Origin of the sequence: Burkholderia sp. 28_3 (genome assembly GCF_003253915.1) — a bacterium.
Classification (GTDB): Bacteria; Pseudomonadota; Gammaproteobacteria; order Burkholderiales; family Burkholderiaceae; genus Burkholderia; species Burkholderia cenocepacia.
Genome location: NZ_QKZF01000012.1, coordinates 48,988 through 65,480 on the forward strand (window position 1 = coordinate 48,988; position 16,493 = coordinate 65,480).

Below are 16,493 nucleotides of genomic sequence, written 5' to 3' on the forward strand. Positions count from 1 at the left end.
CCCGTACGGGCGCCGTTTCTTCTTCAGACCGCCAGACTTCAGACGATCGCGACCCAGTTCGCGCCGCGGCCGCCCGGCACGCGCGCGTGCAGCGACAGCGTGCCGTCGTCCGGCGCGATCGCATACACCGCGACGTGTTCGGACTGCTCGCCGCAGGCGATCAGCCAGTGTCCCGACGGATCGATCGCGAACCCGCGCGGCTGCGCTTCGGTGGCCGTCGCGTGCGCGGGGGCGAACGACCCGTCGTCGTTGCGGCGATAGCCGAGCAACCGGCTCGACGTGCGTTCGCTGACGTACGCGAAGCGCTCGTCGGGCGTCAGGTGCAGGTCCGCGGCCCACACGGACGGCTCGACAGGAGCGGGCGGGCGCGCATGGCCTTGCGCGAGCGCGGCGACGGCCGGATGACGCGCGCTCACGTGTGCGTTGCCGAGCCGGCCGGTGGCGGTGTCGCGGGCGAAGGTGGCGAGCGTGGCCTGGAATTCGCTGACGACGACGAGCGTGCGGCCGTCATCCGCGAATCGCAGGTGACGCGGACCGAAGCCGGCCGGCACGCGCGTTTCGCCGTGTTCGACCGCGCGCAACCCGGCGGCGCCCTCGACGAGCGCGAAGCCGAACACGCGGTCCGAGCCGAGCGAGCTGACGTACGCGAAGCGGTTGTCCGGCGACACGATCACCGCGTGCGCGTTCGCGATGCCGCCCGCGACCTGCAGCGGCGTACCGTCGCCGTCGCGCACGCGCGCGGCGTCGTAAAGGCTCAGCGAATGGCCGCCGTACGACGCACCGAGCAGCCAGCGGCCGCCGCGGTCGAGCGACAGGTACGCATGACTCGCGTCGATCGCGGTCGTGCCGATGCGCGCGAGCGCGCCCGTGGCCGCGACGCGGAACGCGACGATCGTCGGCTGTTCGCCGCGGGTCGCGACGTAGAGCCGCGTGCGGTCGGCCTGCACGGCGATCGGCATCGCGACGTCGGCGGCGGGATAGCGGGCGAGCGGCGCGAGCGTGCCGTCGCCTGCGAGGGAGAACGTGGCGAGGTCGCCGTCGACGGCATTCGAGACGACGACGGTCAGGCGGTCAGTGTTCGGCATGGCGGAGCATCGGAGCGTGCGTGAAGGATTCGTCGGCCGGCTGGCCGCGCGGCGGCTCGCTGCGCCGGTGCGTGCGCGCGAACAGCGCGGCGACCGCGGCGACGAGCGAAGCGATCGCGAGCGCATACAGCCCGCCCGTGATCGAACCCGTATGTTGCTTCAGATAGCCGAAGGCCGTCGGCGCGACGAAGCCGCCGAGGTTGCCGACCGAGTTGATCAGCGCAATCACGGCGGCGGCCACGCGCGTGTCGAGATAGCCCTGCGGGATCGGCCAGAACAGCGACGCCGCGGCTTTGAAACCGAGCGCGGCGAAGCAGATCGACGCGAACGACCACACCGGACTGGGCGACGTCGACGCGAACAGCCCGCACGCGGCGAGCACGAGCGAGAACGCGAGCCAGCGCTGCGGATGCTTCCACTTCGACGACAGCACCGCGAAGCCGTACATCGCGCCGATCGCGATCATCCACGGAATCGTGTTGTACAGGCCGACCTGGAAATCGGTGAGGCCGCCCATCCTGCGGATGATGGTCGGCAGCCAGAACGTGGCCGCGTAGATCGTCAGCTGGATCGCGAAATACAGGAAGCAGAACAGCATGATCTGCGGATCGCGCAGCAGCGCCGTGGCGCGCACCGGCACGTTCGAGCGGACGTCGCGCGTCGCACGTTCCGCGTCGAGCGCGTGCTGGAGCGCCGTGCGTTCCTCGGCCGTGAGCCACGTCGCGTCGCGGATATGCGATTTCAGCAGCAGCCAGCTCGCGCCGCACAGCGCGACCGAGAACAGCCCTTCGATCAGGAACATCCATTGCCAGCCCTGCAGGCCGAAGCCGCGGATCGACAGCAGCGCGCCGGTCACGGGCCCGGACAGCACCGACGCGAACGCGGAGCCGCCGAGGAAGATCGCCATCGCCTTGCCGCGTTCCTGCGGCGGCAGCCATTGCGACAGGTACAGCACGACGCCGGGGAAGAAGCCGGCCTCGGCCGCGCCGAGCAGGAAGCGCAGCGTGTAGAACGACGTGTCGTTCCACACGAACGCCATCGCGGCCGCGACGATGCCCCACGTCGCCATGATCCGTGCCAGCCAGACGCGCGCGCCGTAGCGCTGCATCAGCAGGTTCGACGGCACTTCGAACAGCGCATAGCCGACGAAGAACAGCCCGGCGCCGAGCCCGTACGCGGCCGCGCCGATGCCGATCGACGCTTCGAGATGGCGATCGACGAAGCCGACGTTCACGCGGTCGATGTAGTTCGCGATGAACATGATCAGCACGAGCGGCAGCACGTGCCACTTCACTTTCGAGACGGCCGACGCGAGCGGGTCGCGGCCGGGCAGGGCGGACGAGGGCGGGTTCAAGGGTGTCTCCGGTCGGGCGGCGGACGGGGCGGCAGCCCGCGTCGGCGTCTGGTTGGCGGTCGATGTAGTATGTCGTCGTATGACATGGTACGCCGGAGCATCGACGATGACGTCGCGGGTTTACCCGGAAATTTCCTAAAATTTGGCGAATGCCGGTGATCGACGCGTCATTCGACAACGTCTGATGACGTATGACGTGAAATGAGATCGTGCCGAGTGCCGGCACGGCGCGCTACGCCATCGACACCACGCTGTTGAGCAGCGTCTTCACGAGCACGGCCTGCCGCGTCGCACCCGTTTTCGCGAAAATGCCGCGCAGGTGCGCGCGGGCAGTGTTCTTCGTGATGCCGGTCGCGGCCGCCGCTTCGTCGAGCGTCAGCCCGTCGACCAGCAGCAGCGCGATTTCGGTTTCCATCGGCGTGAGCCGGAACAGCCGGTGCAGCATGTCGCGTGATGTCTGCGGCGACGCGGCCGGATCGCGGACGAACACCGCGACGGCCGGCCGATGCTGGCGGTCCTCGGCGCCGCGATAGGGCGCGAGCGGGCGCAGCAGCACGCTCAACGGCATCGCGCCGCCGGGACGCGACAGCGTGGTGGCCTCGATGCGCGTGAGCGCCCCGGCGCGGAAATGCTCGAGCGCGGCCTGCAGCGCCTTCTGCAGCCGGCGCTCGTCGAGCGGGCACGACGCGTGAAGCCGCTCCTGCCGCACGCACAGCCCGTCCTGCTGGTCGATCAGCCGTTCGGCGATGCGGTTGCGCTTGATCACGCGGCCGTCCTCGTCGACGATCGCGGTGCCGACGTCGAGCCGGTCGACGGTGCCCGCATACAGCGCGCGTTCGGCATCGAGGACGTCGAGCGCCGCGTGCAGCTCGACCGCGCGTTGCAGGTGCGGCAGCAGCGTCGCGACCTGCGCGCGCTCGGTCGCGTCGAAATCGCGGCCGCCGTGCGGGCGGCTCACGAAGAACGCGCACTCGACGCCGCGTTCGCCGCGCAGGTTCGCGCCGAGGATGTAGCGCAGGTCGAGCGGCTGCAGGTATTGCCGGTAGAAATCGTGCGCGCGCCACGCGGCGTCGCCGAACAGGCGGTCGGCCGTGAACACCTGGCCGGGCGGGTGGTCGAGAAACGGGCACAGCGCATAGAACTGCTCGCTGTACGACGGTTCGCCGGGCAGCAGCGGGCCGTGTGCGGACGCGTTGATGATCAGCCCGTGTCGCGCGCCGCCCGGATTGCGCAGCACGAGCGTCGTGAAGCTCGCATCGAGTCGCACGCGAACCGCTTCGAGAAAGCCGGCCCACGGCGTGGTTTCAGACGGACCCTGATAGACGAGCCCGAGCCATGCGCTGAGCTCGCGCGCGCTCCATGCCGCGTCGTCGAAACCATCGTGCGCGGCCGTGTCGCCGGGCGCCAGCGCGATCCGCATGCTCGTGTTCTCCTGGTCCGGATGAAGGATTCCGAACCAGCATAGCGGCCCGCCTGCCGCGCGCGTCATCCGAACGGAGTAGGCGACGCGGGCAGGCGGGCGCCGCTTACGCCGCGCGTTCGCGCAGCAGGTACGTGACGATGCGATCCGCCGCGACCTCCGGCGACTCGGTCACCGTGTCGACACGCAACTCCGGCTGCACGGGCGGCTCGTACGGCGAATCGATGCCGGTGAAGTGCTTCAGCTCGCCGCGCCGCGCCTTCTTGTACAAGCCCTTCGGATCGCGCTCCTCCGCGACCGCGAGCGGCGTGTCGACGAACACTTCGACGAATTCGTCCGGGCCCGCCAGCGCGCGCGCCATGTCGCGCTCGGCGCGGAACGGCGAGATGAACGACACGAGCGTGATGAGCCCCGCGTCGAGCATCAGCCGCGCGACTTCGGCGACGCGCCGGATGTTCTCCACGCGGTCGGCCTCGGTGAAGCCGAGATCGCGGTTGAGGCCGTGCCGCACGTTGTCGCCGTCGAGCAGGTACGTATGCTTGCCGAGCGCGTGCAGCCGTTGCTCGACGAGGTTCGCGATCGTCGACTTGCCGGCGCCCGACAGCCCCGTCAGCCACACGATGCGCGGCGTCTGCGCCTTCTGCCGCGCGCGCGCGTCGCGATCGACGTCGACGGCCTGCCAGTGCACGTTGTGCGCGCGGCGCAGCGCGAAGTGCAGCATCCCGGCGCCGACCGTGTCGTTGCTGAAGCGGTCGATCACGATGAAGCCGCCCGTATGACGGTTCCGGTCGTACGGATCGAACGCGACGGGCCGGTCGAAGCTCAGGTTGCACACGCCGATCTCGTTCAGCGCGAGCGTGCGCGCGGCGAGATGCTCGCGCGTGTTCACGTCGATCTTGTACTTCGGCGTCGCGCAGGTCGCGCCGACCGTCTGCGTACCGAGCTTCACGAGATACGGGCGGCCGGGCAGCAGCGGCTCGTCGTGCATCCACACGAGCGTCGCCTCGAACTGGTCGGCGACTTCCGGCGGCGCGTCCGCACGCGCGATCAGGTCGCCGCGGCTGATGTCGATTTCGTCGGCGAGCGTGAGCGTCACCGCTTCGCCGGCGCGGGCGATGCCGGCTTCGCCGGCCGGCGTGATCACCGACGCGACGCGGCTTTCCTTGCCGGACGGCAGCACGCGCACGCGTTCGCCGACGCGAATCTCGCCCGACGCGATGCTGCCCGCGTAGCCGCGGAAATTCAGGTGCGGACGGTTGACCCATTGCACCGGCAGCCGGAACGGTTCGTCGTGCGTCACGCGCGCGGCGAGCGGCAGGCGGTCGAGATGCTGCATCAGCGGCGGGCCCGCGTACCACGGCATCCGTGCGCTCGGCGCGATCACGTTGTCGCCGCGCAGCGCGGACATCGGAATGCTGACGATCTCGGCGAACCCGAGCTCGGCCGCGAACGCGCGGTAGTCCGCATCGATACGCTCGAACACGGCCCGGTCGTAGTCGACCAGGTCCATCTTGTTGATCGCGAGCACGACGCGCTTGATGCCGATCAGCGCGACGAGATGGCTGTGACGGCGCGTCTGCGTGAGCACGCCCTTGCGCGCGTCGATCAGGATCACCGCGAGATCGGCGGTCGACGCGCCGGTGATCATGTTGCGCGTGTACTGTTCGTGGCCGGGCGTATCGGCGACGATGAACTTGCGCCGCGCGGTCGCGAAGAAGCGGTACGCGACGTCGATCGTGATGCCTTGCTCGCGTTCGGCCGACAGGCCGTCGACGAGCAGCGCGAAATCGAGTTCGCCGCCCTGCGTGCCGACCTTCTTCGAATCGGCTTCGAGCTGCGTGAGCTGGTCGTCGAACAGCATGTGCGATTCGTAGAGCAGGCGGCCGATCAGCGTGCTCTTGCCGTCGTCGACGCTGCCGCAGGTGATGAAACGCAGCAGGTCCTTCGTTCGCGTCTCGTCGGCGTGGATAGGGGGCGCCTCGGGCGCGGCGAGTACGTGTGCCATCAGAAATATCCCTCCTGTTTCTTCTTTTCCATCGAACCGGCCGAATCGCTGTCGATCAGCCGTCCCTGGCGTTCGGACGTCCGCGTGTCGCGCATCTCCCGCAGGATGTCGTCGAGCGTCGTCGCGTCGCTGTCGATCGCGCCGGTGAGCGGATAGCAGCCGAGCGTGCGAAAGCGCACGTTGCGCATCCGCGGCACTTCGCCGTCACGCAGCGGCAGGCGTTCGTCGTCGACCATGATCAGCGCGCCGTCGCGTTCGACGACGGGCCGTTCCTTCGCGAAGTAGAGCGGCACGATCGGGATGTCGTGAAGCCGGATGTACTGCCAGATATCGAGCTCGGTCCAGTTCGAGATCGGGAACACGCGCAGGCTTTCGCCCTTGCGCTTGCGCGCGTTGTACAGCGACCAGAGCTCGGGGCGCTGGCGCTTCGGGTCCCAGCGGTGCTGGTCCGAACGCAGCGACACGATGCGCTCCTTCGCGCGCGATTTCTCCTCGTCGCGGCGTGCGCCGCCGAACGCGGCGTCGAAACCGTAGTGATCGAGCGCCTGCTTGAGCCCTTGCGTCTTCCACACGTCGGTGTGCACGGCCGAGCCGTGCGTGAACGGATTGATGCCGTTCGCGATGCCGTCGGGGTTGACGTGCACGCGCAGGTCGAGGCCGAGGCGCGCGGCCGTCTCGTCGCGAAACGCGATCATCTCGCGGAATTTCCACGTCGTATCGACATGCAGTAGCGGAAAGGGCGGCTTCGCCGGGTAGAACGCCTTCATCGCGAGATGCAGCATGACCGAGCTGTCCTTGCCGATCGAATACAGCATCACCGGGTTCTCGCTCTCGGCCACGACCTCGCGCATGATGTGGATGCTTTCGGCCTCCAGCCGCTCCAGGTGGGTCAACATCGTTCGTCTCCTTGTTTCATGCCGGCGCCGCGCGACATGTGCGGCGTTGCGGGCATGACGCCAACGGTATCGAGCGGGCGGCATGCCGCTCTTCGTCCGGGTGGACTAAACCGGCACGCGGCCGTGGAGCGGATCTTTCCTTAGTCCACCCGGACGAAGTGGCGCGCGGCGGCGCCGCTTAAGGTGAGCGCTCGACCATCGGCGGAGACGACACATGACGGATGACACACGCGCCACGCAATTGCTTTCGGGCCAGACCTGGGCCGATTTCTGCGACACCCTGAAACGCAGCGGAGAACAGATCCTGCGCACCGACGCGCCGGACGATCCGCTCACGCGTGCGGAAGGCTTCCGCTACCTGAGCCGACTGATGCGCATCGCGCTGGAAATGCACGTCGAGTTCGCAGACGGCGCGTGGCCGGGCTTCTTCTCGCCGTCCCACGAGACCGCGAAGATCGGCGCCGACAACCCCGACAACCTGTACCAGTACGCGCGCGTCGACGGCCGCTGCGAATACCGCGTGACGGGACGGCGCGGCACGGTCGCATACCTGAGCTTCGGCACGCAGAAGGGCGGCTACGAGACCGACGGCAAGATGCTGCAGACAGGCTTTCTCGACGCGAAGCAGCTCGAGATCGCGCCGGACGGCAGCGTCGAGATCGTGTTGAGCGCGACGCGGCGCGCGGGCAACTGGGTGCGGATGGAGCCGGACACCAACGCGCTGCTGGTGCGCCAGACCTTCCTCGACCGGCGCACGGAGACGCCCGCGCAACTGAAGATCGAACGCATCGATGCGCAGGCGCGCCCCGCGCCGCTCGATCCGCTCGCGCTGCAGGGCGGCCTGATGCGCGCCGCGCAGTTCGTCGAGCAGACGTCGAAGCTGTTCGCGGACTGGGCGGCGAGCTATCGGCCGCACGTGAACGCGCTGCCGCCCGCCGACCAGGCGCTGTGCCAGTCGGTCGGCGGCGATCCGAACATCTACTACTACCACTCGTGCTGGTCGCTCGCCGCCGACGAGGCGCTCGTGATCGACGTCGATACCGTGCCGGACTGCGATTTCTGGAACGTGCAGCTCAACAACTACTGGATGGAGTCGCTCGACTATCGGCACTTCGACATCTGCGTGAACAAGCACAGCGCTCGGCCCAATGCGGACGGCGGGGTGACGGTGATCGTCGCGGCCACGCGGCCGGGCAGCGCGAACTGGCTCGATACCGCCGGGCATCGCACCGGCACGATCTGCTGGCGCTGGGTGGGCGCCGCGCAACCGGTGCATCCGCGCACGCGCGTCGTGAAGCTCGCCGCGCTGAAGGAGGCCGCATGAACGCGCCGCTCGACCAGGCTCGCACGCTGCTCGCCCCCGACGGCTTGATGGCCGAGGCCGTGTCGCGCACGGGCGGGCTCACCGCGTTCGGCGACGGGCCGTATCGCGACGCGCTCGACGTGATGTGCGCGTCGCTGATCGACGAAGCGGCGCTGTCCGCGCGCGGCGCGGCGATGATGCGCGAAAAGCTCGTCGGCCAGCTCGTGAACCGGCTCGTCGTCGAGGATTACTTCCGGCGCCATCCGGAGATCGCGGACATTGCAATCGACGATCCGCTCGTGATCGTCGGCCTGCCGCGTACGGGCACGACGCTGCTGCAGCGGCTACTGGCCGTCGACCCGCGCTTTCATTCGGCCGCGTGGTGGGAAACGCGCTACCCGGCGCCGCTTGCCGGCGAGACGCTCGACGCGCCGGCCGTGCGCATCGCGCGCGCGCAGGCCGAGGTCGCGACGATGATCGACTGCATCCCGCAGATCCTGACGATCCATCCGCTCGACGCGATGCTCGCCGACGAGGAATTCATGCTGATGGAGCATTCGTTCGTGTGCGCGATGGATTCGTACGCGAACGTGCCGCGCTATACGGCCTGGCTCGCGCGGCAGGATCTCACGCCGGTCTACACGTACCTGAAACGGATGCTGCAGTTCCTGCAGTGGCAGAAGGCGCGGCGCGGCGTCGCGCCGGCCGAGCGCTGGCTGCTGAAAACGCCGCAGCACCTGCATGCGCTCGACGTGCTGTGCCGCGTGTTTCCGCGTGCGCAGGTCGTGCTCACGCACCGCGATCCGGCGCAGACGATTCCGTCGATGGCGAGCATGGCGCACACGCTGTGGCAACTGTACGCGGACGATCCCGATCCGCTCGCCGTCGGCGCGCAGTGGAACGCAGGGATGGCGCGCGCGATCGGTGCGGCGATGGCGGCGCGCGATGCGCTGCCGGCCCACCGGTTTCTCGACGTGCGGTTCGAGGACACCGTGTCGAATCCGCTGGGGGTGGCGCACGCCGTGTATGCGTTCGCCGGCATGTCGGTCGATGCGCGGCAGCGTGCGGCGATGGCCGACTGGATCGCGCGCAACGGCCGCGACAAGCGCGCCGCGCACGACTATTCGATCGCCCGCTTCGGCTTCACCGACGCGCAACTCGCGCACGACTTCGCCGCGTATCGCGCGCGGCACCTGCAGGCCGCCGTCTGACGGCCGCGTACGCAAGACGAACGACAACCAGGAGACAACCCATGTTGCTGAAGGACAAGATCGTCGTGATTTCCGGAATCGGGCCGGGACTCGGCGTGAAGCTCGCGGTCGAAGCCGCGCGCGAGGGCGCACGCGGCGTGGTGGTCGCGGCGCGCACGATGGAAAAGCTCGACGACGCCGACGCGCGAATCCGTGCACTCGATGTCGATTGCGCGGTGCTGAAGGTGCAGACCGACATCACCGATCGGGCACAATGCCGGCAGCTCGCGACGCGGGCCGTCGAGCGCTTCGGCCGGATCGACGCGCTCGTGAACAGCGCGTTCGTGCATGGGACGTTTCCGGAGCCGGTGGAGCAAGCCGACCTCGACGGCTGGCGCGCGGTGTTCGAGACCAACGTGTTCGGTACGATGGCGCTCACGCAGGAAGTCGTGCCGCACATGAAGCGGCAGCAGCGCGGCGCGATCGTGATGATCAACACGCAGGCGACCCGCAAGCCGTTTGCAGGGGAGGGCGGCTACGCTGTATCGAAGGGCGCGCTCGCGGTTGCGGCAAAATACCTGGCGCGCGAACTCGGCGTGCACGGCATTCGCGCGAACAGCATCCACATGGGCTGGATGTGGGGCGTGCCGACGCAGACCTATTTCCGGCAGGCGGCCGCCGACTACGGGATGACGGAGGCGCAGATCGTTGCGCCGATCGCGTCGAACATCGCGCTCGCGAAGCTGCCGACCGACGACGATTGCGCGCGTGCGGCGCTGTTCCTCGCGTCCGACTACGCGAACGCGGTGACGGGCGCGACGCTCGACGCGAACGGCGGCGATTTCATGCCTTGACGATGGAGCCACGGATCATGCAGGACAACCAGTACGCGCGACACGTCTTCGCGTTCAACGGCGACGCGGACGGCCTGTGCGCGCTTCAGCAACTGCGGCTCGCGGAACGCGTGCCCGGCACGCTCGTGACCGGCGTGAAGCGCGACATCGGGCTGCTCGAGCGCGTCGACGCGCGCGCGGGCGACCTCGTCACCGTGCTCGACGTATCGCACGACCAGAACCGCGACGCGTGCGCGCGATTGCTGCGTGACGGCGCGACGGTCCGTTATTTCGACCATCACTTCGCGGGCGCGCTGCCCGACGATCCGCGCTTCGACGCGCATATCGACACGGCAGCCGACGTCTGCACGAGCGCGATCGTGAATCGCTATCTCGGCGGCCGGTACGTGCGCTGGGCGATCGTCGCGGCGTTCGGCGACGAACTGCCGGCGCTCGGCGACGCACTCGCGCGCGAGCATGGGGTCGACGAAGCCGAGCGTTGCGTGCTGGCCGAGCTCGGGCTCTACCTGAACTACAACGCGTACGGCGAGTGCGTCGGCGATCTGCATTTCGATCCGGCGGCGCTCGCGGACGCGATGCTGCCGTGCACCGATCCGCTCGAGTTCGTGCGCGAGACGGCCGTGTTCGCCGCGTTGCGCGACGGCTACCGCGACGACATGGCGCGCGCGTGCGCACTCGCGCCGCTGCGCGAGGTGCCGGGCGCGACGCTGGTCCGGATGCCCGACCACCCGTGGGCGCGGCGTGCGACCGGCATGCTCGCGAACGAGCGGATGCGCAATGCGCCGCATGCGGCGCTCGCGGTGCTGTCGCCGCGCGCGGACGGCGGGTTGGTCGTCAGCGTGCGCGTGCCCGACGGCCGGCCGATCGGCGCGGACGAGTTCTGCCGCGGCTTCGCGACGGGCGGCGGGCGCAAGCGCGCGGGCGGCATCAACCATCTGCCGGAAGCCGAGTTCGACGCATTCGCCGAGCGTTTCGAGGCCGCGTTCCGGCTCGACTGACGCCGCGATCGACGCAATGCATCGACGCTGCGCGCGTCGCGCAGCCATCGCACGGCGCGCGTAGCATGACCGGATCAGCCGATCGTCCCGGCGAGCGCGGCCGGCACGTTGTGGCCGTAGCAGCGCGCCTCGACGCGCTCGGCGATGCGCGAGCCGTGCGCGGTACGCACGAACCGGTCGACGTACCGCAGCCCGAGAAACATCACCTGCGTGCCGCCGTCCGGCAGCGCGACTTCCATCGGATTGAAGCAGATCGTGCGGCCGCGCGCGGTGTCGCCGTCGAGCCGGATCGACAGGTTGCCGACCAGATGCTGATACCGCGGAAATCGCGGCAGCACGGTGCGCAGCCACGCTTTCACGTCCGGATAGCGACCGGCGATGCCGCCCATTGCGCGACAGTCGATCGCCGCGTCGGGCGTGAATACCGTGTCGAGCGCATCGAAGTCGCACGAGTCGATCGCGCTCGAATACGGGACGACCCGCTCGCGGATGTCGTGATGATCGGACAGCGTGTGCAGATCGGGCATCGACCGCTCCCGCTCAGCTGCTTTTGCGCGTGCGTGCCGCATGCAGCGCTTCGGCGCGCCGCTTCACGTCGCGCGCGCACTGATCGAAACCCTGTTTCACCCACGCGCCGTGGTGCTGCATGATCGTGTCCGCGTTGACGCCGAGGAACTGGTCGGTCGTGAAGTAGCGGCAGCGCTCCGCGCCCGTCGCGTCGATGTACTGGTCGCGGCGCGCGGCGTCCTTGTTGTCGTCGGTCGGGCGTTGCTCCCACGACAGCAGGCGTTCGGGCTCGTATGCGACGAGGATTTCGTCGACGGGAATCACGGTCTCCGTGCCCGGAATGCGAATCTGCATGTGCACGAAATCGCCGAGTTTGCCGGTCGTTTCGAAGCCGATGCAGAACGTGTTCCATTCGCCGTAGCGCGGGAAGTCGGTCAGCACTTCCCAGACGACGGCGGCCGGCGCATCGATGTCGACGGTGATCGAGGTGACGAGATTCGAGGGTTTGGTCATGGCGGAGGATCGGATCAGGCTGCGCGCCCGCGTGGCTTCAGGCGGTGCAGCGGTCGGAAGGAATCGCGCCGGTATCGGCCGGCGCGCGCGACGGGTGCGGCGCGGAGCAGGCGGGGCCGGTCGCGGCCGGCGACGTGCGGCGCCGCGCGGCGCACCCGACATCGAGCGTAGGCCGGCGCGCACGGTGAAGAATCGTCGGAACGGACTAAGGCGTTTCACCGGGCGCGGCGGGGCGGCAGGGTTGGCCCGACCGTCGGCGGCGTCGACACCGCGTCGCGCAGCCGCGACAATACGCATCTCTTTTCGCTTTCGTCATCGAGGTGCCTGTGCCCGCCCAGTCGTCCGTTGCTCCCGCGATCGTCTGGTTCCGCGACGATCTGCGCGTGACCGATCAGCCCGCGCTGACGCGTGCGGTCGAATCCGGCCGGCCGCTCGTGTGCGTCTTCGTCGACGACACGGGCGCCGGCGCCGGGCCCGCGCTCGGCGGGGCGGCGCGCTGGTGGCTGCACGGGTCGCTGGCGGGGCTCGACGCCGCGCTCGCGCGGCATGGCGGGCGCCTGCTGCTGTTGCGCGGCGACGCGCAGCGCGAGATCGAGCGACTCGTTCGCGACACGGGCGCGGCGGCCGTGTACTGGAACCGCCGCTATGCGCAGCCGCAGCGCGACGCCGACGCGGCGCTGAAGACGTCGCTCAAGGCGCGCGGCGTGACGGTCGAGAGCAGCAACGGCAGCCTGCTGAACGAGCCGTGGGAGGTGCTGACGGGCAGTGGCGGCCCGTATCAGGTATTCACCGCGTACTGGCGCGCGGCGCGCCGCGATCGCGCTGTCGCCGCGCCGCTGCCGGCACCCGGGCAGATCGTGTTTCATTCGTGGCCGAAGGCCGTGCGCGACCGCGCGCTGGCGCTCGACGCGCTCGCGTTGCGTCCGCATGCGCCGGACTGGGCCGGCGGACTGCGCGATGCGTGGCCGGCGCCCGACGAAGCCGGTGCGCATGCACAGCTCGATGCGTTTCTCACGACATCGCTCGCCGGCTATGCGGATGCGCGCGACCGTCCCGACCGCCCGGCGACGAGCCGGCTGTCGCCGTTCCTGCGCTTCGGCAACGTGTCGCCCAGGCAGGTGTGGCATGCGGTGCAGGGCGCGGCGAGCGCGGGCGGCGCGGCATACGCGGCCGATGCCGACAAGTTCCTGAGCGAGCTCGGCTGGCGCGAATTCAGCTACACGCTGCTGTATCACTTCCCGACGCTCGCGACCGACAACTTCCGCGCGCAATTCGATGCGATGCCGTGGCGCGACGATCCCGCCGCGTTACGTGCATGGCAGCGCGGCCGGACCGGCTACCCGCTCGTCGATGCGGGCCTGCGCGAGCTGTGGACGACCGGCTGGATGCACAACCGCGTGCGGATGGTCGTCGCGTCGTTCCTGATCAAGCACCTGCTGATCGACTGGCGCGCGGGCGAAGCATGGTTCCGCGATACGCTGGTCGACGCCGATCCCGCGAACAACGCGGCGAGCTGGCAGTGGGTGGCTGGCTGCGGTGCCGATGCCGCGCCGTATTTCCGCATCTTCAATCCGGTCGCGCAGGGGCAGAAGTTCGATCCGGACGGCGCGTACGTACGGCGCTGGGTGCCCGAGCTTGCCGGCCTCGACGATGCGTCGATCCATGCGCCGTGGGAAGCGTCGCCGCTGGCGCTCGAAGCGGCCGGCATCCGGCTCGGCATCGACTATCCGGCGCCGCTCGTCGAACACGCGGCCGCGCGTGCCCGTGCGCTGGACGCGCTGACCGCGTTGCCGAAGCGCCGCTGACCGTACGCCGCGGTTCGCCGCCTCAATTGCAGAACGCGACGTGCTCGAGCAGCGCGTAGGCGACGTCGGAACCGAAGTAGGCCGCGCCGCACCACGCGACGAACGCGAGCGTGCCGGCGGTCAGGGCCGCACGGATCAGGCCCATGCCGCGCGGCCCGACGCCGGGCGGGCGACGCGCGCGTCGTCGATCGGCAGGTGCAGCAGCGCCGCGAGCACGCCGAGCGCGATCGAGCCGAGCCACAGCGGCAGGTACGAATGCGTCGCGTCGTACACGAGCGCGCCGAGCCACACGCCGAAGAAGCTGCCGAGCTGGTGTCCGAAGAACACGAAGCCGAACAGCGTCGCGATGTAGCGCACGCCGAACACCTGCGAGATCACGCCGTTCGTCAGCGGCACCGTGCCGAGCCACGTGAACCCCATCACGGCCGCGAACACGTAGACGCTCGCGGGCGACAGCGGCACGGCGACGAACGCGGCCATCGCGAGCGCGCGCACGAGATACAGCACCGACAGCACGTACTTGCGCCGCAGCAGCCCGCCGAGATGGCCGCACGCGTAGGTGCCGGCCACGTTGGTCAGCGCGATCAGCGCGAGCGCGACGCTCGCGTGGCGCGCCGGCAGCCCGTGGTCGAGCAGGTACGCGGGCAGGTGCGTCGCGATGAACGCGAGCTGGAAGCCGCACGCGAAGAAGCCCGCGTTCAGCAGCCAGAAGCCGCGATGCGCGAACGCCTCGCGCACGGCTTCGCCGATCGACTGGTCGGGGCCGGCGGCGGCGCTGACCACCTGCGCGGGCCGGTCGCGCAGCAGCACCGCGAGCGGCGCGAGCAGCGCGGCGACGAGCGCCAGCGCGATGAACGCGTGGCGCCAGCCGATGCCGCCGATCAGTGCCTGCGCGACGGGCACCATGCAGAACTGGCCGAGCCCGCCGATCGCGCCGGCGACACCGAGCGCCCAGCCGCGCCGGTCGGGTGGAAACAGGCGGCTCAGCGCGCCGTAGATCGACGCGAACGCCGAGCCCGACAGCGCGATGCCGATCACGAGGCCGGCGCCGACCGTGAACAGGCCGGTCGTGGCCGCGTGCGCCATCGTGACGAGCCCGGCCGCGTACAGCAGCATGCCGGCGACGATCACGCGCACCGAGCCGAAGCGGTCGGCCACCATCCCGGTGAACGGCTGCGCGACGCCCCAGATCAGGTTCTGCAGCGCCAGCGCCAGCCCGAACGCTTCGCGCGACCAGCCGTGGTCGAGCGACACGGGCGCGAGGAACAGGCCCTGCACGTGACGGATGCCGAGCGCGGCGCCCATGATCAGGCCGCCTGCCAGCACGGGCAGCCAGCGGCGCCGGACTTCCTGCTCGATCGGGGTCATGCGTGTCTCCGGATGAAGGCGCGCGGCGAAACGGCCGCGCTCGATCCGATTAGACGATCGCGGCTGCCGTCGCTCAAGCGATCATTCGGTCAGGTTCGCATGCGCAGCGGGAATGCGAGGGCGCGCTTGCCTGCCCGCACGGGTCTCCGCGCGGCCGGCTCAGGCCGACGTCGTATCGTGCGCGTGCATCGCCGCGTCGCATTCGGCCGCTTCGGCGAGCATCCAGTCGCGCACGTCGGCGACTTCGCGGCGCGGGGCCGGATCGTGCTGGAACAGCCAGTAGCCGTACGTTTCCGACAGCGTCTGCGTGTGCGGCCCGAGCACCGCGAGCCGGCCGTCGGCGAGCATCGGCGCGACCAGCGCGAGCCGGCCGAGCGCGATGCCCTGGCCGGCGATCGCGGCCTGGATCACCTGGTCGTACTGGTTGAAGCGCAGCACGCCTTTCGGGCGCGCGTCGTCGAGCCCGGCCGCATGCAGATGCGCGTGCCACTGCAGTTGCGGTTGCGGCGGCCCGTCGAATTCGAGCAGCACGTGATCGGCGATCGCGGCCGCGCTCGTGACCGGCCGCGCGGCGAGCGCGGGGTGCGCGACCGGCACGACGATCTCGTCGAACAGGCGCAGCGCGCCGGCCGGCGCGCGCTCGCGCGGGCAGTAGCGGATGCCGAGGTCGATGCCTTCGGCGCGCAAATCGAGTACCTTGTCGTTCGCGGCGACGCGCAGGTCGATCCCGGGCAACCGCGCCTGCAGTCGCCCGAGCCGCGGCAGCAGCCACAGCGCGGTGACGCCGATGCTGGCGGTGATCGTCACGGGCTGACGCTCGCGCGCGGCGGCGAGCGACGCGACGGTGTCCTGCAGGCCGTGCAGCGCGGCATCGGCGACGCGGAACAGTCGCTCGCCTTCCGGCGTGAACGCGATCTTCCGGTAGCCGCGCTGCAGCAGCGCGACGCCGAGATGCGCTTCGAGCGCATGGATCTGACGGCTGACCGCCGACTGCGTGACGCACAGGTCCTGCGCGGCGAGCGTGATGCTCATGCGGCGGCCGACGGCGACGAAACCGCGGACGAGATCGAGCGACGGGAGACGGACGAGTGGCGTTGACATGCGCGTGACTCATGCGAACGGAGCAGCAAGATTGGTTGAGAACGCGGCACGCGTCAAGTTCAATGGAGGCCGGTTGATCGCGAATGAAGGGGCC

General features: G+C 69.8%; 15 protein-coding genes. 5 read left to right on the top strand and 10 right to left on the bottom strand.

Going from position 1 to position 16,493, the window contains the following annotated elements; genetic code table 11:
- Positions 1–38 precede the first annotated feature (38 nt).
- The 5 genes from DFS13_RS23480 to cysD form a co-directional block, all read right to left on the bottom strand.
- Positions 39–1,085, bottom strand: coding sequence for a beta-propeller fold lactonase family protein (locus DFS13_RS23480; protein WP_006497781.1), 1,047 nt, complete (start codon positions 1,083–1,085; stop codon positions 39–41).
- Positions 1,072–2,439 (bottom strand): MFS transporter, encoded by a 1,368-nt coding sequence (locus tag DFS13_RS23485; RefSeq protein ID WP_006486057.1) that lies wholly within the window; start codon positions 2,437–2,439, stop codon positions 1,072–1,074. Before DFS13_RS23485 ends, DFS13_RS23480 begins: the two co-directional genes overlap by 14 nt.
- Before the next feature lie 232 nt (positions 2,440–2,671).
- Positions 2,672–3,859: a helix-turn-helix transcriptional regulator gene (locus tag DFS13_RS23495; protein WP_006486068.1), complete on the bottom strand. Its 1,188-nt coding sequence runs from the start codon at positions 3,857–3,859 to the stop codon at positions 2,672–2,674.
- A gap of 106 nt (positions 3,860–3,965) precedes the next feature.
- Positions 3,966–5,864, bottom strand: coding sequence for a sulfate adenylyltransferase subunit CysN (gene cysN, locus DFS13_RS23500; protein ID WP_111442199.1), 1,899 nt, complete (start codon positions 5,862–5,864; stop codon positions 3,966–3,968).
- Positions 5,864–6,760: a sulfate adenylyltransferase subunit CysD gene (gene cysD / locus DFS13_RS23505; RefSeq protein WP_006497783.1), complete on the bottom strand. Its 897-nt coding sequence runs from the start codon at positions 6,758–6,760 to the stop codon at positions 5,864–5,866. The genes cysN and cysD overlap by 1 nt, the downstream gene beginning before the upstream one ends.
- Before the next feature lie 214 nt (positions 6,761–6,974).
- Between cysD and DFS13_RS23510 the strand changes: the two genes are divergently transcribed.
- The 4 genes from DFS13_RS23510 to DFS13_RS23525 are packed head-to-tail and all read left to right on the top strand — an operon-like array spanning position 6,975 to position 11,105.
- Positions 6,975–8,084, top strand: a complete 1,110-nt coding sequence (locus DFS13_RS23510) for a DUF1214 domain-containing protein (RefSeq protein WP_034201528.1) — start codon at positions 6,975–6,977, stop codon at positions 8,082–8,084.
- A complete protein-coding gene (locus DFS13_RS23515; RefSeq protein ID WP_006486067.1) occupies positions 8,081–9,274 on the top strand; it encodes a sulfotransferase in 1,194 nt (397 codons plus the stop codon). Before DFS13_RS23510 ends, DFS13_RS23515 begins: the two co-directional genes overlap by 4 nt.
- A 41-nt stretch (positions 9,275–9,315) precedes the next feature.
- A complete protein-coding gene (locus DFS13_RS23520; RefSeq protein ID WP_006486063.1) occupies positions 9,316–10,107 on the top strand; it encodes an SDR family oxidoreductase in 792 nt (263 codons plus the stop codon).
- Positions 10,108–10,124: 17 nt separating this feature from the next.
- Entirely contained in the window at positions 10,125–11,105 is a 981-nt protein-coding gene (locus DFS13_RS23525) for a hypothetical protein (RefSeq protein WP_034201530.1), read from the top strand.
- 74 nt (positions 11,106–11,179) lie between these two features.
- Here the strand turns inward: DFS13_RS23525 and DFS13_RS23530 are convergent, their stop codons facing one another.
- Positions 11,180–11,632 carry a nuclear transport factor 2 family protein gene (locus tag DFS13_RS23530; protein WP_111442200.1) on the bottom strand — a complete coding sequence of 151 codons (453 nt, stop codon included), beginning with the start codon at positions 11,630–11,632 and terminating at the stop codon, positions 11,180–11,182.
- Positions 11,633–11,645: 13 nt separating this feature from the next.
- Complete coding sequence (locus DFS13_RS23535; protein WP_006486060.1) at positions 11,646–12,125, bottom strand: SRPBCC domain-containing protein; 480 nt, start codon at positions 12,123–12,125, stop codon at positions 11,646–11,648.
- Positions 12,126–12,451: 326 nt separating this feature from the next.
- Here DFS13_RS23535 and DFS13_RS23540 point away from each other — a divergent pair, with 326 nt between their 5' ends.
- Positions 12,452–13,930, top strand: a complete 1,479-nt coding sequence (locus DFS13_RS23540) for a deoxyribodipyrimidine photo-lyase (protein WP_058901627.1) — start codon at positions 12,452–12,454, stop codon at positions 13,928–13,930.
- Positions 13,931–13,952: 22 nt separating this feature from the next.
- On the opposite strand, the gene DFS13_RS40885 is transcribed toward DFS13_RS23540, so the two are convergent.
- The 3 genes from DFS13_RS40885 to DFS13_RS23550 all read right to left on the bottom strand — a co-directional run bounded on the left by DFS13_RS40885 (position 13,953) and on the right by DFS13_RS23550 (position 16,399).
- Positions 13,953–14,075: a hypothetical protein gene (locus DFS13_RS40885; RefSeq protein ID WP_006488066.1), complete on the bottom strand. Its 123-nt coding sequence runs from the start codon at positions 14,073–14,075 to the stop codon at positions 13,953–13,955.
- A complete protein-coding gene (locus DFS13_RS23545; RefSeq protein WP_241308679.1) occupies positions 14,066–15,298 on the bottom strand; it encodes an MFS transporter in 1,233 nt (410 codons plus the stop codon). The genes DFS13_RS40885 and DFS13_RS23545 overlap by 10 nt, the downstream gene beginning before the upstream one ends.
- 159 nt (positions 15,299–15,457) lie before the next feature.
- Positions 15,458–16,399: a LysR substrate-binding domain-containing protein gene (locus DFS13_RS23550; protein WP_006497790.1), complete on the bottom strand. Its 942-nt coding sequence runs from the start codon at positions 16,397–16,399 to the stop codon at positions 15,458–15,460.
- Positions 16,400–16,493 lie beyond the last annotated feature (94 nt).

Excerpts from the sequence above, each read along its gene's own strand:
- DFS13_RS23550 (WP_006497790.1), bottom strand. The coding sequence starts at position 16,399 with ATGTCAACGCCACTCGTCCGTCTCCCGTCGCTCGATCTCGTCCGCGGT.
- cysD (WP_006497783.1), bottom strand. The coding sequence starts at position 6,760 with ATGTTGACCCACCTGGAGCGGCTGGAGGCCGAAAGCATCCACATCATG.
- DFS13_RS23520 (WP_006486063.1), top strand. The coding sequence starts at position 9,316 with ATGTTGCTGAAGGACAAGATCGTCGTGATTTCCGGAATCGGGCCGGGA.
- DFS13_RS23515 (WP_006486067.1), top strand. The coding sequence starts at position 8,081 with ATGAACGCGCCGCTCGACCAGGCTCGCACGCTGCTCGCCCCCGACGGC.
- DFS13_RS23510 (WP_034201528.1), top strand. The coding sequence starts at position 6,975 with ATGACGGATGACACACGCGCCACGCAATTGCTTTCGGGCCAGACCTGG.
- DFS13_RS23525 (WP_034201530.1), top strand. The coding sequence starts at position 10,125 with ATGCAGGACAACCAGTACGCGCGACACGTCTTCGCGTTCAACGGCGAC.
- DFS13_RS23495 (WP_006486068.1), bottom strand. The coding sequence starts at position 3,859 with ATGCGGATCGCGCTGGCGCCCGGCGACACGGCCGCGCACGATGGTTTC.
- DFS13_RS23535 (WP_006486060.1), bottom strand. The coding sequence starts at position 12,125 with ATGACCAAACCCTCGAATCTCGTCACCTCGATCACCGTCGACATCGAT.
- DFS13_RS23545 (WP_241308679.1), bottom strand. The coding sequence starts at position 15,298 with ATGACCCCGATCGAGCAGGAAGTCCGGCGCCGCTGGCTGCCCGTGCTG.
- DFS13_RS23480 (WP_006497781.1), bottom strand. The coding sequence starts at position 1,085 with ATGCCGAACACTGACCGCCTGACCGTCGTCGTCTCGAATGCCGTCGAC.
- cysN (WP_111442199.1), bottom strand. The coding sequence starts at position 5,864 with ATGGCACACGTACTCGCCGCGCCCGAGGCGCCCCCTATCCACGCCGAC.
- DFS13_RS40885 (WP_006488066.1), bottom strand. The coding sequence starts at position 14,075 with ATGGGCCTGATCCGTGCGGCCCTGACCGCCGGCACGCTCGCGTTCGTC.
- DFS13_RS23530 (WP_111442200.1), bottom strand. The coding sequence starts at position 11,632 with ATGCCCGATCTGCACACGCTGTCCGATCATCACGACATCCGCGAGCGG.